Raw genomic sequence first — 18,256 nt, forward strand, 5'->3', positions numbered from 1 at the left:
AACGCTTACTGCTCATGTGCACCTCTCTTTAAGCCATTTTAAATGACTCCGAGGTGTCTGTTAAACCTGTGGCGATTCAAAATACACTTCCAGATTCAGCATTAATTACTCTGTGACGAACTACACCGAGTGCAATATAGACACACAGCAATAGCCAGCCGGTCTTAGGGTATTGATTCATCCATTGTATAATTACAGACAACTCAGGCACTCTTATTTTTCCTTTTTATGCAATCCAGATAAAACCAGTAAAGATTCAGTAAATTTTAGCGGCTAAAATTGCTCTCCTAGCGTAGATAAAAGAAGCATATCCACTTAACTTACTGATTGTTAACTACTTACTAGTCCATTCATCAATCATATTCGCCCAATCTTGTAGCATCTCAGCCCTCTGCTCACGATATTCAGCCTTGTTATAAACAGCTCGTACCCCTTTTTGTTCATGGGCAAGGCTCTTCTCAATCCAGTCAGTATTGTACCCGGCCTCATGTAGCAAGGTGCTGGCTGTACGCCGTAAGTCATGGGGACCAAACTTAGGCAACAACTCCCCTTCTTTCTGAGCCAGGCGATACGTCAGTGTCAAAACCCGGTTTAAAGTAGCGCTACTCATTGGCGCATCGGAATCGTACCGCGAAGGAAGGATAAAATCAGAGCTACCGGCAAAGGTTTTGAGAGCAATCATAATATCCATTGCCTGTCTGGAAAGAAAAACCAAATGTGGATTACGTCGTTTCATCCTCTCCTTTGGTATCGTCCATAATGCCTCACTAAAATTGATCTCGTTCCAGGTTGCGTTAGTAAGCTCACTTTTACGTACCATCGTTAACAGCAATAGTTTAACCGCTGCTCTGATTGATGGCGTCGTTCCTACCCGTTCCATATACCGATACATCAGACCAATTTCAATTGGCGTCAATGCTCTGTCTCGAGGCTCAAATTTCGCTATGCTTGCAGGCCGTACCAGATCAGCTGGATTCTCCACCTTCTGACCGCGCTCAATAGCCCAGCGATAGACTTGCAATACAATCTCTCTGGCGTGTACAGCTGTCGCCGGTGCCCCTCTCTCGACAATGTTATCGGTTAATGCGCGTAAGTCTTCATGTGTAATCTCACTAAGTTTCTGCTGGGCAAATTTTGACTTCAACTCCCTTTGATATACCGAACGCCGCATATCACGCGTCGATTCAGCCATTTGATAACCGCGTAACCATTTCTCAGCCCACGCACCAAAAGTCTCCGCATCTTTGATACGCGCTTTATCTCTGGCTTTTTCCCTCGCAGGCGATCTTCCACTGGCAACCATTTTTTTGGCTTCATTGAGCCGTTCACGCGCTTCTGCAAGCGTGATCCCTCCAACACCATAGCGGCCAAAAGTAACGGTCTCCTGTCTTCCGTTTATTGAATAGTTATAACGAAATGAAATAGTTCCAGCCGGAGTGACCGCAACATACAGACCATCACGGTCATTAACTTTATAGAGTTTCTCCTTCGGCTTAAGGTGACGCAGCCTGGTGTCAGTCAACATGGTTTATTGTTTTCCTTTATCAAAAAATACCATGTTGTAAAAAATTCAGAAAAGTTGTTTAACTCTCTGTTTTTAATTGAGTTATAAAAAACAAATACCATAACTCAACCGAAATTTATCACATGGTACTTTTTCAAACCTGAATTCGAAATCAGAGAGTACCATCAAAAATTCCATTGAAAAAACCGTGCTTCCCGTTGCTAACAGCTGCCAGAAAGTGCCAGACATAAAAACAAAAAAGCCCGCAGTTACGCGGGCTTAGAGGTACTTTACTGCTTTTACGTGCAGGCTGTTGCCAGACGCGAAATCATTCCCACTCAATCGTAGCTGGCGGCTTACCGCTGATGTCATACACCACGCGGGAAATACCGTTAACTTCGTTGATAATGCGGTTAGAGACGCGGCCTAAGAAGTCATACGGCAGGTGCGCCCAGTGCGCGGTCATAAAGTCGATGGTTTCAACAGCACGCAGGGAAACAACCCAGTCGTACTTACGGCCATCGCCCATGACGCCAACGGAACGTACCGGCAGGAACACGGTGAACGCCTGGCTCACTTTGTTGTACAGGTCAGCGTTGTGCAGTTCCTCAATGAAGATAGCATCCGCACGGCGCAGCAGGTCGCAGTACTCTTTCTTCACTTCGCCCAGCACGCGTACGCCCAGACCCGGACCCGGGAATGGGTGACGGTACAGCATGTCGTACGGCAGACCCAGCTCCAGACCAATCTTACGCACTTCGTCTTTGAACAGCTCACGCAGCGGTTCAACCAGACCCATCTTCATCTCTTTCGGCAAACCGCCCACGTTGTGGTGAGATTTGATGACGTGCGCTTTACCCGTGGCAGAAGCCGCGGATTCGATCACGTCCGGATAGATGGTTCCCTGCGCCAGCCACTTAACGTCTTCCAGCTTCAACGCTTCTTCGTCGAAGACTTCCACGAACACGCGGCCGATGATTTTACGTTTAGCTTCCGGATCGTTCTCGCCTTTCAGCGCGTCCAGGAAACGCTTTTCACCTTCAACATGAATGATGTTCAGGCCGAAATGGTCGCCGAACATATCCATCACCTGCTGAGCTTCGTTGAGACGCAGCAGACCGTTGTCGACGAACACACAGGTCAGGTTTTTGCCAATTGCACGGTGCAGCAGCATCGCGGTGACGGAGGAGTCAACGCCGCCGGAGAGGCCGAGGATCACTTTATCAGTGCCAACCTGCTCACGAATGCGGGCAACGGCGTCATCAATAATTTTTGCCGGGGTCCACAGCGCTTCACACTGGCAGATGTCGCGCACAAAACGCTCCAGCATGCGCATCCCCTGACGGGTGTGGGTAACTTCCGGATGGAACTGCACGCCGTAGAAACGTTTTTCCTCGTGCGCCATGATGGCGAACGGGCAGTTGTCGGTGCTGGCAACGGTCACGAAACCTTCCGGAATAGCGGTCACTTTGTCGCCGTGGCTCATCCACACGTCCAGCAGTGGTTTGCCGTCTGCGGTCAGAGAGTCTTCAATACCGCGGATCAGCGCGCTGTCGGTCTGAACTTCAACCTGCGCATAGCCGAATTCACGTTCGTTAGAACCTTCAACATGACCACCGAGCTGCATTGCCATAGTCTGCATGCCGTAGCACACGCCGAACACAGGCACGCCCGCAGTGAAAACGTATTCCGGCGCACGCGGGCTGTTTTCTGCAGTGGTGCTTTCCGGACCACCGGAAAGAATGATACCGCTTGGGTTGAATTCGCGAATTTGTGCTTCCGTAACATCCCACGCCCACAGTTCACAATAGACGCCCAGTTCACGTACGCGACGAGCAACCAGCTGAGTGTACTGAGATCCGAAATCAAGGATGAGAATGCGATGTTTATGAATATTGTCTGTCATTGACGCTAATTCCGAGGCAAGTGAAACAAATTCGCCCGGCATATAGCCGGGCGCGGAAACTTATCAGGAGCCCATGCGGTAGTTAGGGGACTCTTTGGTGATGGTCACATCGTGAACGTGACTTTCCTGAATACCCGCACCGCTGATACGTACAAACTCTGCTTTTGTTCGCAGCGCGTCGATAGTACCACAGCCGGTCAGACCCATACAGGAGCGCAGGCCACCCATCTGCTGGTGAATGATCTCTTTCAGGCGACCTTTATACGCAACGCGACCTTCGATACCTTCCGGGACCAGTTTGTCAGCGGCGTTATCGCTTTGGAAATAACGGTCGGAAGAACCTTTGGACATCGCGCCCAAAGAGCCCATACCACGGTATGATTTGTAAGAACGGCCCTGATACAGTTCGATTTCGCCCGGAGATTCTTCAGTCCCCGCCAGCATAGAGCCAACCATCACTGCAGAAGCACCCGCAGCGATCGCTTTTGCGATGTCGCCGGAAAAACGAATACCGCCATCGGCAATAACCGGAATACCAGTGCCTTCCAGCGCTTCAACGGCGTCAGAAACGGCGGTGATCTGCGGTACACCTACGCCGGTAACGATACGGGTAGTACAGATGGAGCCTGGGCCGATACCGACTTTAACAGCGCTGCAGCCGGCTTCCGCCAGCGCGCGAGCGCCTGCACCAGTCGCAACGTTCCCCCCGATGATCTGCAGATCCGGGTATTTAGCACGAGTTTCACGGATACGCTGCAGTACGCCTTCTGAGTGACCGTGAGAGGAGTCAATCAGCAGAACATCCACGCCAGCGGCAACCAGCGCGTCAACACGCTCTTCATTACCCGCACCTGCGCCTACAGCAGCCCCAACGCGCAGACGACCATGCTCGTCTTTACAGGCGTTAGGTTTACGTTCCGCTTTCTGGAAATCTTTAACGGTGATCATGCCGAGCAGATGGAAGCTGTCGTCAACAACCAGCGCTTTCTCGACGCGTTTTTCGTGCATTTTGGCAAAGACAACATCGCGTGCTTCGCCTTCACGAACGGTCACCAGACGCTCTTTCGGCGTCATGTAGACGCTAACCGGCTGATTCAGATCAGTCACAAACCGTACGTCACGACCGGTGATGATGCCGACCAGTTCGTTATCTTCAGTCACAACCGGGTAGCCTGCGAAACCGTTACGCTCGGTCAGTTCTTTTACTTCGCGCAGAGTGGTGGTTGGCAGTACGGTTTGTGGGTCGGTCACGACGCCAGATTCGTGTTTCTTCACGCGACGAACTTCTTCCGCCTGGCGCTCAATAGACATGTTTTTGTGGATAAAACCGATGCCGCCTTCCTGAGCCAGGGCAATTGCCAGGCGCGCTTCCGTCACGGTGTCCATTGCTGCGGAGAGCATAGGAATGTTCAGGCGAATGGTTTTCGTCAACTGGGTGCTGAGATCAGCAGTATTCGGCAGAACGGTAGAATGAGCGGGAACGAGGAGGACGTCGTCAAACGTCAGGGCTTCTTTTGCGATACGTAGCATGGGCAATATCTCACCTGGGAGGTTATTAAATATTGCCGCGGCATTATACAGAGCGTAACCGATTGCATCCACACTTTTTTGCAAAAAAACCTTGCGCTCCTCTGTGAGCATGTTACTTTCGACTGAATAACTTGCTGATTTAGAATTTGATCCCGCTCACATGTTATCCTCTCAGACCACCTCAATTTTTACCGTAAGCCGCCTGAATCAGACGGTTCGTTTGCTGCTTGAACAGGAAATGGGACAAGTGTGGATCAGCGGTGAAATTTCGAATTTCACGCAGCCGTCCTCCGGTCACTGGTATTTCACGCTCAAAGATGACACCGCTCAGGTACGCTGCGCGATGTTTCGCAACAGCAATCGCCGGGTAACGTTCCGACCACAGCACGGTCAGCAGGTACTGGTACGCGCCAACATTACATTGTACGAGCCGCGCGGCGACTATCAGATAATTGTTGAGAGCATGCAGCCAGCGGGCGAAGGTTTGCTGCAGCAAAAATATGAGCAACTCAAGGCCAAACTGCAAGCTGAAGGGCTATTCGATCAGCAGTTCAAAAAAACGCTGCCCTCACCGGCCCACTGCGTCGGGGTAATCACCTCTAAAACCGGCGCCGCGCTGCACGATATCCTCCACGTCCTGAAGCGTCGCGACCCTTCCCTGCCCGTTATTATCTACCCGACCGCAGTCCAGGGCGATGATGCGCCAGGGCAGATCGTTCGGGCCATTGAACTGGCGAACGCGCGGGGCGAGTGCGATGTGCTGATCGTCGGGCGCGGCGGCGGCTCGCTGGAAGATTTGTGGAGCTTTAACGACGAACGTGTTGCACGGGCGATCTTTGCCAGCCGCATTCCAGTCGTCAGCGCCGTCGGCCATGAAACCGATGTCACTATTGCCGATTTTATTGCAGATTTACGGGCACCTACGCCGTCGGCGGCAGCAGAAATTGTCAGCCGTAATCAGCTTGAACTGCTGCGTCAAATACAGCATGGTCAGCAGCGTCTGGAGATGGCGATGGACTACTACCTCGCCAATCGTACTCGTCGGTTTACCCAGCTTCATCACCGCTTGCAACAGCAGCATCCGCAACTGCGTCTGGCCCGTCAACAGACCGTGCTGGAACGACTGCGTCAGAGAATGAACTTCGCACTTGAGAATAAGATTAAACAGGCAAATCAGCGTCAGCAGCGCATGCTGCAGCGTCTGAATCAGCAAAACCCGCAGCCGCGTATTTACCGTGCGCAAACACGTATTCAGCAACTGGAATACCGACTGGCGGAAAATATCCGTGCGCGTTTAAGCGAACAGCGCGAGCGTTTTGGCAACGCAGTTACCCATCTTGAGGCAGTCAGCCCACTGGCCACGCTGGCCCGCGGTTATAGCGTGACGACCGCAAAAGAGGGTGAAGTGCTGAAACAGACTAAACAGGTTACAGCAGGTGATGTGCTCACCACCCGCCTGTCTGACGGATGGGTGGAAAGCGAAGTGAGAGCTGTCACGAAGACAAAGAAAACACGCAGGAAAAAACAGGATTAAAGCGGCACAAACGCCACGCGTTTCTTCGAGATAAGGCCATGACCGTTCTGGCAGAAATAATCCACCGCGCCACAGGCTTTAAGCACCTGCAGCGGCTGATTGCACTCCGGGCAGTGCGCTTCTAACTGAATATCTTTATTACAGTTATCACAGTGCGCCATACCGTTTTGCGGCTCCAGCTCTGCATGACAATCCGGGCAAATAATAGACATAGCGACTCCAGTACAGGGATCCATTACTGCGCTGAGTTTAACACGATGCGTTTAATGCCGCCCGCGTAACTGCTGCTGTAACGTTAACAGGCGCTCCACTTCCTCCAGCCTGCGCTGCGTCGTGCGGCTCACTTCCTGTGGGCTGCGTTCAAACAGACTTTGCGCGCCCAGAATATGCTCCGCCAGACAATGGGCATATACGCTACCAGGCAGACTCCAGCGTTGTACAACATCACCGTCAATCAATTCGAGCACATCCTCGACACCACGGCGATCATGGCTAATGACACGACCATCGCGCAGACAAAGGCGCAGGCCTTTTTGTCCGCCAGCCGGCCCCGCGTATTTATTCAGCCAGATGTCCAGCGGAATGCCGCTAATCTGTCCCTGCAGATGCGCCTCTCCTTCTGCTGTGGTCAGGTCGCCCTCTACAATATTACGTCCCAGACGGTCTTTAGCGCTTTTCACCTGCAAGGTCATACTGTCATTACCGCCCAGGTAACGCACTGTTTCACGCAGCATTGCCAGTACATGTGTGCCAATGTCCAGAATCACACCGTCCGGATGACGAAGCTCACGGGTATCCGGCTCACCGGTGGCAAAGTTAAGCGCAATGGGTTCTCCAACATCGTTAAACCCGCTCGGTTCCTGCAAAAAACCGTCGATTTTAACAATGTGTGAAAAATGAGAGACAAGTGCCTGTTGTGGATTATCGCCCTGCCACTGCGCTCCGAGTTTGCCCAACGCCAGCTGCATTGCGCCATTGCGTGCCATCCAATGGTCGAGTGCCAGCACGCGGTTGGCAGCATCCGGTTGAGCCAGCAGCGTTTTCAGTTTTTCAATTTGGGAAAGCGTGGCGACAATAGGCTTTTCGACCACGATACGAGCGATGGGAGCCGCCAGCGCCTGTTCAAGCACATCAAGGTGATGCAGGGATGCGGTGGTAATAAACAGGGTATCAAGCGGCATTGCAAGAAGTTCAGCGAGCGACGTACAGCGTGTCACGTCTGCGGGCTGCTTTGCGGGTTGAACATCAAATCCCACACAGCGTAGTGCATCACCGAACATATTACGTAATGCGGGCAAGTATGCCGTTTCAACGACTGCACCAAGCCCAACAAATCCTAACAGCATGCTCTTACCTCGTTAATTGAATAGCCGGGACATAACGTCTGCCCCGGCACAATCGAGGTGTTATCAGGCGCTAGTTGCCGGTTTAGTTTGCGTATTCTCCAGCATGCGACGAATCGGAACAATGAGGATGATCAGTACCGCAGCGCAGATCAGCAGCGCAATCGAGCAGCGTGCGAAGAGATCCGGCAGCATATCCAGTTGGTCAGCCTTCACATGACCGCCAATCAAACCTGCGGCCAGGTTGCCCAGCGCACTGGCGCAGAACCACAGGCCCATCATCTGCCCGCGCATTCTTTCCGGCGCCAGCAGCGTCATTGTCGCCAGACCGATCGGACTCAGGCACAGCTCGCCAAGCGTCAGCATCAGGATACTGCCCACCAGCCAGAATGGAGAAACGCCTGCCCCGCCGTTACTGAGAACGTTTTGCGCCGCCAGCATCATCAGACCGAAGCCTGCCGCCGCAAAGAGGATACCGATAACAAACTTGGTGATGCTACTCGGGCGAATATTCATGCTTGCCAGCTTCGGCCATGCCCAACTGAATACCGGTGCCAGCAGGATAATAAACAGCGCGTTTATCGACTGGAACCAGACCGCCGGGATTTCAAAATCACCGATCATACGGTTAGTGTAGTCGTTGGCGAACAGGTTGAACGAGGTTGGCTTCTGCTCAAACGCGGACCAGAAGAACGCGGCGGAAACCAGCAGGATAAAGCAGACCAGCAGTCTGGCGCGCTCTTTACGGTTCAGACCGGCAAAGATGAACAGGTAGATAAAGTAGAGCGCAACGGAGGCTGCAATCACGTACACCAGCATGCTGGCAACCGCGACCGGATTAATTACAATCACGCCCTGCGCTATCAGCGTAACGATAACCGCCGCACCGACGGCCAGCGCCAACAGCCACGCGCCCACACCGTTACGTTTCACTACCGGGCTATTCCAGGTGGAGTCGAGCCCCACTTCGCTGTCGTAGCGTTTCATTGATGGAACGGCAAATACACGGAAAATGATCAACGCTACCAACATCCCGATACCACCGATGCCAAAGCCCCAGTGCCAGCCGTGGGTTTTAATCAGCCAGCCGGAAATCAGCGGCGCGATAAACGACCCCATGTTGATGCCCATGTAGAACAGCGAGAAACCGCCGTCGCGACGCGCATCGCCTTTTTTGTACAGCGTGCCAACCATGACCGAAATACAGGTCTTAAACAGACCGGAACCGAGCACGATAAACATCAGACCAATAAAGAACAGGTTGTTCCCCATAATGGCGGAGAGCGCAATTGACAGATGGCCGAGGGCAATCAGGATGGAACCGTACCACACCGCTTTCTGTTGGCCGAGCCAGTTATCCGCCAGCCAGCCACCCGGCAGCGCAGCGAGGTACATCGTACCGGCAAAGATACCCACAATCGCCGAAGCATTTTCACGTGCCAGCCCCATGCCGCCGTCATAAACGGTAGCAGCCATAAACAGGATCAGTAACGGGCGAATGCCATAAAACGAGAAGCGCTCCCACATCTCTGTGAAGAACAGCGAGCCGAGCGGATAAGGATGGCCGAAGAAAGTTCGGCTTTCTTTTTGATTAACAGAGGATTGCATAATTCTCCCGAAAGTTATGTCGTCGTGTGTGTAAACACCGCGATGTACGCCAGCCAGTTACGTATCTGACCGATTTTTTACATGCAGCGAAAATTTATTTAACCATTTGATAACCTAAGGCTAGTTTTGTCTAGTACCAGCCCCCGGACTTTAAGACGAAAACTCGACAAATGTCTACTTTCTTAGATTTAAACTTGGTAAAAAATGAATAGTGATTGACATTGCACGGGCTGAGGCTGGCGATGGAACGTCGAAAAAAAAACCCGCGACAAGCACGGGTTTTTATCAGCATCAGCAACGGTTACTTGCTTTTTTTGATGTGTTTTATCAAACGCTTACGTTTACGCATCTGCGTCGGCGTCAGCGTATTGCGTTTGTTCGCAAACGGGTTTTCCCCTTCTTTGAACTGAATGCGGATCGGCGTCCCCATCACATCCAAAGACTTACGGAAATAGTTCATCAGATAGCGCTTGTAGGAATCCGGCAGGTCTTTAACCTGGTTGCCGTGAATCACCACGATTGGTGGGTTATAACCACCGGCGTGGGCATATTTCAGCTTCACACGACGACCACGCACCAGCGGCGGCTGATGATCTTCTGCCGCCATAGTCATAATGCGCGTCAGCATCGCGGTGCTGACGCGACGGGTGGAGCTGTCATACGCTTCGCGGACCGATTCAAACAGATTACCCACGCCGCTGCCGTGCAGCGCAGAGATAAAGTGTACACGCGCAAAATCAATAAAGCCCAGACGGAAGTCCAAAGTCTCTTTGACCTGCTCTTTCACTTCCTGCGTCAGGCCATCCCACTTGTTGACCACAATAACAAGTGAACGCCCACTATTGAGGATAAAGCCCAGCAGCGACAGGTCCTGATCGGAAATACCTTCGCGCGCATCAATCACCAGCATCACCACGTTGGCATCTTCAATCGCCTGCAGCGTTTTGATAACTGAGAATTTTTCTACTGCTTCGGTAATTTTGCCGCGCTTACGCACGCCCGCGGTATCGATGAGCACATATTCGCGCTCATCGCGTTGCATCGGGATATAAATACTGTCACGCGTGGTCCCCGGCATGTCGTAAACCACTACTCGGTCTTCGCCGAGAATACGGTTAGTAAGCGTGGACTTACCTACGTTCGGGCGACCAACAATCGCCAGTTTGATCGGCAGGTCCTGCGGGTTGAAGTCATCTTCAGGCTCTTCTTCGCCGTTCTCTTCGGCTTCCAGTTGCGCCCAATATTCTGCATCTTCATCCACTTCTTCCTGAGGAGCAACGTCATCCATCCACGGCAGCAGAACATGCTCCAGCAGGCTGAGAACGCCACGACCATGGGATGCCGCGATCGGATAAATTTCACCCAGACCCAGCGAGTAGAAATCGACGACCGCCTGATCAGGATCGAGTCCGTCAGTTTTGTTGGCTACCAGGAACGTCGGTTTCTGGCGCGAACGCAGATGTTTCGCAATGGCTTCATCCGCAGGCATCAGGCCAGCACGCGCATCTACCATGAACAGCACAACGTCCGCTTCTTCGATCGCCAACAGCGACTGTTCCGCCATGCGGGTTTCTACACCGTCTTCGGTGCCATCAATACCGCCGGTATCAATACAGATAAACTCGCGGCCTTCAATTTCCGCACGACCGTACTTACGGTCACGAGTCAGACCCGGGAAATCCGCAACCAGCGCATCTCGGGTGCGAGTTAGACGGTTAAATAACGTGGATTTGCCAACGTTAGGGCGCCCGACAAGCGCGACCACAGGTACCATGTTTAAAGCCTCATTTAATAAATCATCAGACAACGGGCACATTTTTTGCGCCGTTGTTAAAAACAGTAAAACGGCCCCTGCACCAGGAGCCGTTTTTCAAAGCGAGCGGCCGGGACGATTAACGCGTAATAGAGTACAGCGTACCGTCTTTCGCCTGGATCAGCAGTTTACCATCAGCAGATACCGGCTCGGTCAGGAAACCAGAGCTGTCAACTTTCTGCTGGGCGACAAAGCGGCCATCGTCAACGTTAATCCAGTGCAGGTAGCCTTCGCTATCACCCACGACCAGATTGCCGTTATACAATACCGGGGACGTCAGCAGACGGTGCAGCAGATCGCTTTGCGTCCACAGCGTCACACCGCCGTCGGTGGTCAGCGCCAGTACACGGTCGTTCTGGTCAACCAGGTAGATACGGTTACCGTCGACGATGAAATCATTCACTGAGCCCAGTTCACGTTTCCACATGATCTGGCCGCTGCGCAGATCCAGCGCCGTCAGGTTACCATTATAAGCCAGTGCGTAGACAACGCCATTGACGATAACCGGCGTGGTATCAACGTCGCTCAGACGATCGATTTCCGTTGGACCTGTCGCCTGAGAAATACGCTGCTGCCAAATCATCTGGCCCTGCTGCATCAGCACGGCGCTTACGCGGCCGTTATCACCGCCAACGATAGCTGCGCCAAAGGCGGTCGCTGGGGCAGATTCGCCGCGCAGAGACAGAGAAGGCATGTCGAGGTTAACGGTCCATTTGATAGCGCCGTCAGCTTCGTTCAGGGCCTGCAACTGACCGTTACTGGTGTGGATTAATACCACGCCATCGCTCACAACAGGACGAGACAGCGCTTCACCGGCAACTTTCGTCTGCCATGCGGTGGTACCATCGCTGGTGTTCAGCGCATAAACCTGCGCTTTTTCGCTGCCAATGTAAACATGGCCACCGGACACAGTTACACCGCCAGAAAGCTGTGCAGATGCGCGGGAGAACCAGCCGTCTTTCTCACCCAGATTAACAGACCAGACTTCTTTGCCGTCGTCCGCATTTAACGCCTTAACGACGCCGGCGCGATCGGCTGCATAGACAACGTTATCCGCCAGCGCAGGATGAAGATTGGAATAGAAATCACCAATACCGTTACCTACAGAGGTGCTCCAGTCCGTAGACGGAGTAAACTGGTTTTCAACCACCGGTAATGGGGACATCTTAACGACATCTTCTTCGCCACTAAACAGTGAACAGCCGCTCAATAGGGTAACGGAAAGCAGCCCTGGCAGAAGTAATTTACGCAATTGCATCGGGTCCCTCTCAGATGGACAAATTATTGATTTTCATCTGCATCATTTCGCTCAGAGCAGGAGAGGCATCGCTTTTCACGCCCGCTTCCCATGCGCTACGCGCACCTTGTTTATCGCCTTTGCTCAGCAATGCTTCACCGCGCAGGTCGGCAACAATGGCCGTCCACCCTTCACCTTTAATGGTGTCGAGTGTTTTCAGCGCGGTATCAGCCTGTTTAAGCTGAACCTGAACACGCGCCAGACGCAGGTTAATCACCGCTTTGAGATTCTCATCGCTGGTCGCTGCTAAGCCTTGTTGCAGCTGGCTTGCGGCTTTCTCAAGTTCATTTTGGTCAACAAACTGCTGCGCCAGTTCCAGTGAAGCTAACGCGCCGTAGGTATTTTTGTTTTCTGCGGCAAATTTCTCTGCAGCAGGAAGGCTATCCGGTTTACCCGCGCTAACCGCAGTCACCGTATTTTGATATGCCAGAGAAGCAGAGCGTGCGGACTCCGTCTGATGGCTGGTCCAGTAACGCCAGCCAACCAGCGCGCCAACCCCTAAAATGACCCCAACAGCCAGCGCTTTGCCGTTTTCAGCAAAGAAGCGTTTTACTGCATCAATCTGGTCGTTTTCGTTCTCGTAAATTTCCACGCTGTCCTTCTCCTTAGCCCAGTAGAGTGCGCAAATGCGCGGCAACGCTATCCTGCGCTACTGCCGTTTGCTCACCAGAGCGCAAATCCTTCACTACAACAGTACCGTCAGCCACTTCGGACTCGCCCAGTACCAGTGCAACGCGGGCGCCCCACTTGTCGGCGCGGGCGAACTGTTTCTTAAAGTTGCCGCCACCGTGGTTTGTCATCAGTTTCACACCAGGAACTTCATCGCGCAGACGTTCTGCAAGCCGCATTGCCACCGACTGCGTATCCGCCCCCGAAGCGACCAAGTATATATCGACAACAGGATCTGCGTTAAATTCCGGATTAACTGCCTGAACTAACAAAACAAGTCGTTCCAGACCCATGGCAAAGCCTACGGCCGGCGTTGCGCGACCGCCAAGTTGCTCTACCAGACCGTCGTAACGCCCACCGGCACACACGGTACCCTGAGAGCCCAGGCTGCTGGTAACCCACTCAAATACGGTGCGGTTGTAATAATCAAGACCACGAACCAGACGCTGATTGACGGTATAGGCAATACCTGCGGACTCCAGCAGTTTGCACAGGCCCGCAAAGTGCTCGCGAGAGTCGTCATCAAGATAGTCGCCCAGTGCAGGTGCGTCGTTGAGCAGCGCCTGTACTTCCGGGTTTTTGGAGTCGAGAACGCGCAGCGGGTTAGTGTACATACGGCGCTTGCAGTCTTCGTCTAGTTTCTCTTTGTGCTGTTCCAGGTAGGCAACCAGCGCATCACGGTAGTTAGCGCGGGCTTCAAGCGAACCAATTGAGTTCAGCTCAAGGCTGACATGCTGAGAAATACCCAGCGCGCGCCACCAGCGAGCGGTCAGCATAATCAGTTCAGCATCGATGTCCGGGCCTTGCAGGCCAAACACTTCGACACCCAGCTGATGGAATTGACGATAGCGCCCTTTTTGCGGACGTTCGTGGCGGAACATCGGCCCGATATACCACAGACGCTGTTCCTGATTGTACAGGAGACCATGTTCGATGCCGGCGCGTACGCAGCCCGCAGTCCCTTCAGGACGCAACGTCAGGCTGTCGCCATTACGGTCCTCAAAGGTATACATCTCTTTTTCAACCACGTCGGTGACTTCACCGATCGCGCGTTTGAATAACGGGGTCTGCTCTACAATCGGCAAGCGGATTTCACTGTAACCGTAGCTACCGAGCACGTTTTTGAGAGTGCCTTCAATGCGCTGCCAGATGGCGGTTTCGCCAGGCAGATAATCGTTCATGCCGCGAATGGCTTGAATGTTTTTTGCCACGTTTATTCTCTTTATGAATATAAAAATGAACCCTCAGCGCTAACCCGAACAATGCGGGCGCCATGCGGGTTCAATCATACACGGGAAGCACGCCGCTTCCCATCACGTTGTTATTTTTCAAGCTGCTGCACGTCAATACGACGCGCTTCGTCCAGGATACTCGCTTTGGCGCGAATGCGGGCTTCAAGCTGCGTAATCATATCGTCGTTATCGAGTCGATCCTTACGCACGCCGTCTTCATACAGACCGCTTTTCTTGTTACCACCCGTGACGCCCAGCGTAGAAACCAGCGCTTCGCCAGGACCGTTCACCACGCAGCCGATGATCGAAACATCCATTGGCGTAATGATATCTTCCAGACGTTGTTCCAGCGCGTTCACCGTACCGATAACGTCGAACTCCTGACGCGAGCAGGTTGGGCAGGCGATAAAGTTGATCCCGCGCGCACGAATGCGCAGCGATTTCAGGATATCGAAGCCAACTTTGATCTCTTCCACCGGATCCGCCGCCAGAGAGACACGCAGCGTATCGCCGATCCCTTCGGACAACAGCAATCCTAAACCGATCGCTGATTTTACCGCCCCGCTGCGTGCGCCACCGGCTTCGGTGATCCCCAAATGCAGCGGTTGATCGATCTGTTTCGCCAGCAGGCGATAGGATTCTACGGCGAGGAAAACGTCAGACGCTTTAACGCTGACTTTGAATTGATCGAAGTTCAGACGATCGAGGTGATCCACATGGCGCATAGCGGATTCCAGCAGCGCCTGCGGCGTCGGTTCACCGTATTTTTCCTGCAGATCTTTTTCCAGCGATCCGGCGTTGACGCCGATACGGATAGGAATATTTTTATCACGAGCGCAGTCCACTACCATGCGGATACGCTCTTCATTACCGATATTGCCTGGGTTGATACGCAGGCAATCGACGCCGTATTCCGCCACCTTCAGCGCGATACGATAGTCGAAGTGAATATCGGCAACCAGCGGGACATTAACCTGCTGTTTGATAAGCTTGAACGCTTCTGCGGCATCCATTGTCGGTACAGAGACACGAACAATATCTGCGCCGACGCGTTCCAGCGCTTTGATCTGATTAACCGTCGCTTCCACATCTGTGGTACGCGTATTGGTCATAGACTGTACGGCGATGGGCGCGCCATCGCCGATCGGCACATTCCCAACGTAAATGCGTGTCGATTTTCTACGTTGAATTGGAGCCTGGTTATGCATTAAAAAATCTCCCGCATTGCCGTCTGTTACTGAGCCGGTGATTGTTCGGCATTAACGGTCAGACGCGCAACCTGGTTAGTTCTGATAAAACGACTCAGATCGACAGGTTTACCCTGGAACTGAATCTGCACTGCCGCCGGAGCGCCAATTTTCAGTTTGTACGGCGCCTGACCCGTCAGATTCAGATTGCCGTCCTTACGCTGCATACCACTGAACAGTTTTTTTCCGGTCGCATCGGTCACTTCCAGCCAGCAATCGGCGGTAAAGTTCATTACCAGTGCGTTAGGATCGGCGGCAGGGGTAGTGACACCCGCCTGGTCAGTTGGCAGCGGCGCCGCGGTAGCTGGCGCTGCAGTTGCGGTATCGACGTTAGCCTGAGAAGGTGCCACAACGGCATTCTGCTGCGCATCAGCGGCAGGTGCCGGGGTTGCAGCAACATCTGGCGTAGGCGCTGCGTCCGCCACCGCGCCATCGTCTGGAGCCGGGGTAGTATCCTGGCCCGCTGCGGCGCTGGTATCTAACGGTACGTTCTGCGCACCATCTTTACCGGCATTCAGCTCAGCGGAGGATTGATCGGCCATGGTGGTGATCTCTTCCTGCTGCGCCTTATGGTTCTGCCACCACCAGGCTCCCGTCAGTCCGACAACGACAAACAGCACCAGCCAGGTAAAGGTCATTAACCAGCCGTCACGTTTCTTACGACGCTTACCGAGCGAGAAGCTCTGCATCGGTGCGACTTTGGCTGGGCGAATCGGAGCCTGTTTTTCCAGCCCTGGCAACAGTTCTTCTTCAGGAATATGCACCAGACGCGCATAAGAACGGATATACCCGCGCAGGAATGTTGAAGCGAGATCGGCTGGTGCCTTATCTTCTTCAATATCACGTACCGTGGAGACCTTCAGGCAAAGTCGCTCCGCGACTGCCTGCTGGCTGAATCCGAGTTGTTCACGGGCATTGCGCAGACGAACGCCGGTGGATAGTGCTTCATTTTTGTCGTGCGTGGCTTCAGTATTCATTCGCTACAGCTGCGTAAATTTGGGTTCTGATGCCGGCGAGCCACAATGCTCACCCACACCGCGAAACATCTGGTCAGTTAACCTTCGTCAGACAGTATAAAACGGTCAGACTATCAAAGACAAAACAACGTAAACCTGAGGGCTAAAGGCTTGTTGCGCCGCTACATACTGCCTTAAAGTCGACAAAAACGCACCGTTATTATTGACCTCACGAAAACAACAAAGAACCTCATTTGGCTTACGTTGCACTACGGTACATGAATTATACCGTAGTGCACTCAACATCAAACGGTCTTGATATCGATAGCGTCGCCCTGCATACGCTTACGCAGAGTACGCTTGGTACGGTCGATAACGTCACCCGCCAGCTGACCGCAGGCTGCATCGATGTCATCGCCACGTGTTTTACGCACGATGGTAGTGAAACCATAGCTCATCAACACTTTGGAGAAACGATCGATACGGCTGTTAGAGCTACGGCCATACGGCGCGCCAGGGAACGGGTTCCACGGGATCAGGTTAATCTTACACGGCGTATCTTTCAGCAGCTCTGCCAACTGATGCGCGTGTTCAGTACCATCATTGATGTGATCTAACATCACATACTCAATGGTCACACGACCCTGGTTAGCGTTGGACTTCTCCAGATAACGACGAACCGCGCCAAGGAATGTTTCGATATTGTACTTTTTGTTGATAGGTACAATTTCGTCACGAATTTCATCGTTCGGCGCATGCAGAGAAATCGCCAGCGCGACATCAATCATATCGCCCAGCTTATCCAGCGCAGGGACAACGCCTGAGGTGGAGAGCGTGACGCGACGCTTTGACAGCCCAAAACCGAAGTCATCCAGCATGATTTCCATCGCTGGCACCACGTTGGTCAGGTTGAGCAGCGGCTCGCCCATCCCCATCATCACCACGTTAGTGATAGGACGCACGCCCGTTGCTTTCACCGCACCGACGATTTTCGCCGCACGCCAGACCTGACCAATGATTTCCGACACCCGCAGGTTACGGTTAAAGCCCTGTTGCGCCGTAGAGCAGAATTTACACTCTAATGCACAACCGACCTGTGAAGAAACACACAGGGTCGCGCGATCGTCTTCCGGGATATACACGGTTTCTACGCGCTGATCGCCAACCGCGATGGCCCATTTGATCGTACCGTCAGAAGAACGCTGCTCTTCCACCACTTCCGGGGCGCGAATTTCAGCCACTTCTTTCAGCTTGTTACGCAGCACCTTATTGATGTCAGTCATGTCATCAAAGTTGTCGCTGCAATAGTGGTACATCCACTTCATGACCTGATCGGCACGAAACGGTTTTTCACCCATATCTTTGAAGAATTCGCGCATTTGCTGACGGTTCAGATCCAGCAGGTTGATTTTTCCATTTTTATTTGGAACCGCAGGAATGACGACTTCAGAGGTGTTAACTAATTCAGACATAATTTTTTCCGGCCTCGTTGTTACACGTTGTGGCCCGTGGAGGGTTAAAAAGAAACGCCCCGGCAAGCGTTCTGCTCTTCCGGGGCGTTGCATTGTACAAAGTCTGGCGCAGGGATGCCACGTTTGCACGAAGCATTAGCGAAAA

14 protein-coding genes are annotated in these 18,256 nt (G+C 52.8%); 1 reads left to right on the plus strand and 13 read right to left on the minus strand.

All coding sequences use genetic code 11. The annotated features are described in order from the left end of the window. Nucleotides 1–334: 334 nt before the first annotated feature. From OGV52_RS00760 to guaB, 3 genes are all read right to left on the minus strand, one after another. Nucleotides 335–1,525 carry a tyrosine-type recombinase/integrase gene (locus OGV52_RS00760; protein WP_032652999.1) on the minus strand — a complete coding sequence of 397 codons (1,191 nt, stop codon included), beginning with the start codon at nucleotides 1,523–1,525 and terminating at the stop codon, nucleotides 335–337. A 307-nt stretch (nucleotides 1,526–1,832) separates the two neighbouring features. Then, on the minus strand, nucleotides 1,833–3,410 hold the full coding sequence (gene guaA, locus OGV52_RS00765; protein ID WP_047502457.1) for a glutamine-hydrolyzing GMP synthase: 1,578 nt from the start codon (nucleotides 3,408–3,410) through the stop codon (nucleotides 1,833–1,835). A gap of 63 nt (nucleotides 3,411–3,473) precedes the next feature. Further along, the gene (guaB, locus tag OGV52_RS00770) at nucleotides 3,474–4,940 is read right to left on the minus strand and encodes an IMP dehydrogenase (protein WP_019077375.1); all 1,467 of its coding nucleotides are present in this window, start codon (nucleotides 4,938–4,940) and stop codon (nucleotides 3,474–3,476) included. 160 nt (nucleotides 4,941–5,100) lie between these two features. Here guaB and xseA point away from each other — a divergent pair, with 160 nt between their 5' ends. Beyond that, nucleotides 5,101–6,474: an exodeoxyribonuclease VII large subunit gene (xseA, locus tag OGV52_RS00775; RefSeq protein ID WP_080860045.1), complete on the plus strand. Its 1,374-nt coding sequence runs from the start codon at nucleotides 5,101–5,103 to the stop codon at nucleotides 6,472–6,474. Here the strand turns inward: xseA and OGV52_RS00780 are convergent. From OGV52_RS00780 to rlmN, 10 genes are all read right to left on the minus strand, one after another. Beyond that, the gene (locus OGV52_RS00780) at nucleotides 6,471–6,686 is read right to left on the minus strand and encodes a zinc ribbon domain-containing protein (RefSeq protein ID WP_016157125.1); all 216 of its coding nucleotides are present in this window, start codon (nucleotides 6,684–6,686) and stop codon (nucleotides 6,471–6,473) included. The two genes, xseA and OGV52_RS00780, sit on opposite strands and share 4 nt — an antisense overlap. Nucleotides 6,687–6,737: 51 nt before the next feature. Next, the gene (locus OGV52_RS00785; protein ID WP_287107941.1) at nucleotides 6,738–7,820 is read right to left on the minus strand and encodes a Gfo/Idh/MocA family oxidoreductase; all 1,083 of its coding nucleotides are present in this window, start codon (nucleotides 7,818–7,820) and stop codon (nucleotides 6,738–6,740) included. Between the two features lie 63 nt (nucleotides 7,821–7,883). Continuing rightward, on the minus strand, nucleotides 7,884–9,425 hold the full coding sequence (locus OGV52_RS00790) for a peptide MFS transporter (protein ID WP_016157127.1): 1,542 nt from the start codon (nucleotides 9,423–9,425) through the stop codon (nucleotides 7,884–7,886). A 301-nt stretch (nucleotides 9,426–9,726) separates the two neighbouring features. After that, entirely contained in the window at nucleotides 9,727–11,199 is a 1,473-nt protein-coding gene (gene der / locus OGV52_RS00795) for a ribosome biogenesis GTPase Der (protein ID WP_016153996.1), read from the minus strand. A gap of 118 nt (nucleotides 11,200–11,317) precedes the next feature. Beyond that, nucleotides 11,318–12,496 carry an outer membrane protein assembly factor BamB gene (gene bamB / locus OGV52_RS00800; RefSeq protein ID WP_016153997.1) on the minus strand — a complete coding sequence of 393 codons (1,179 nt, stop codon included), beginning with the start codon at nucleotides 12,494–12,496 and terminating at the stop codon, nucleotides 11,318–11,320. Between the two features lie 10 nt (nucleotides 12,497–12,506). Further along, the gene (locus OGV52_RS00805; RefSeq protein WP_016157128.1) at nucleotides 12,507–13,127 is read right to left on the minus strand and encodes a YfgM family protein; all 621 of its coding nucleotides are present in this window, start codon (nucleotides 13,125–13,127) and stop codon (nucleotides 12,507–12,509) included. 13 nt (nucleotides 13,128–13,140) lie between these two features. Continuing rightward, a complete protein-coding gene (gene hisS / locus OGV52_RS00810; RefSeq protein ID WP_016153999.1) occupies nucleotides 13,141–14,415 on the minus strand; it encodes a histidine--tRNA ligase in 1,275 nt (424 codons plus the stop codon). A gap of 110 nt (nucleotides 14,416–14,525) precedes the next feature. Next, nucleotides 14,526–15,644, minus strand: a complete 1,119-nt coding sequence (gene ispG, locus OGV52_RS00815) for a flavodoxin-dependent (E)-4-hydroxy-3-methylbut-2-enyl-diphosphate synthase (RefSeq protein ID WP_016154000.1) — start codon at nucleotides 15,642–15,644, stop codon at nucleotides 14,526–14,528. Between the two features lie 26 nt (nucleotides 15,645–15,670). Beyond that, a complete protein-coding gene (gene rodZ / locus OGV52_RS00820; protein WP_016154001.1) occupies nucleotides 15,671–16,660 on the minus strand; it encodes a cytoskeleton protein RodZ in 990 nt (329 codons plus the stop codon). A 284-nt stretch (nucleotides 16,661–16,944) separates the two neighbouring features. Beyond that, nucleotides 16,945–18,111 (minus strand): dual-specificity RNA methyltransferase RlmN, encoded by a 1,167-nt coding sequence (gene rlmN, locus OGV52_RS00825; protein ID WP_016154002.1) that lies wholly within the window; start codon nucleotides 18,109–18,111, stop codon nucleotides 16,945–16,947. Between the last annotated feature and the right edge of the window lie 145 nt (nucleotides 18,112–18,256).

Source organism: Citrobacter sp. Cb041, from assembly GCF_030336655.1.
Lineage (GTDB): Bacteria > Pseudomonadota > Gammaproteobacteria > Enterobacterales > Enterobacteriaceae > Citrobacter > Citrobacter braakii.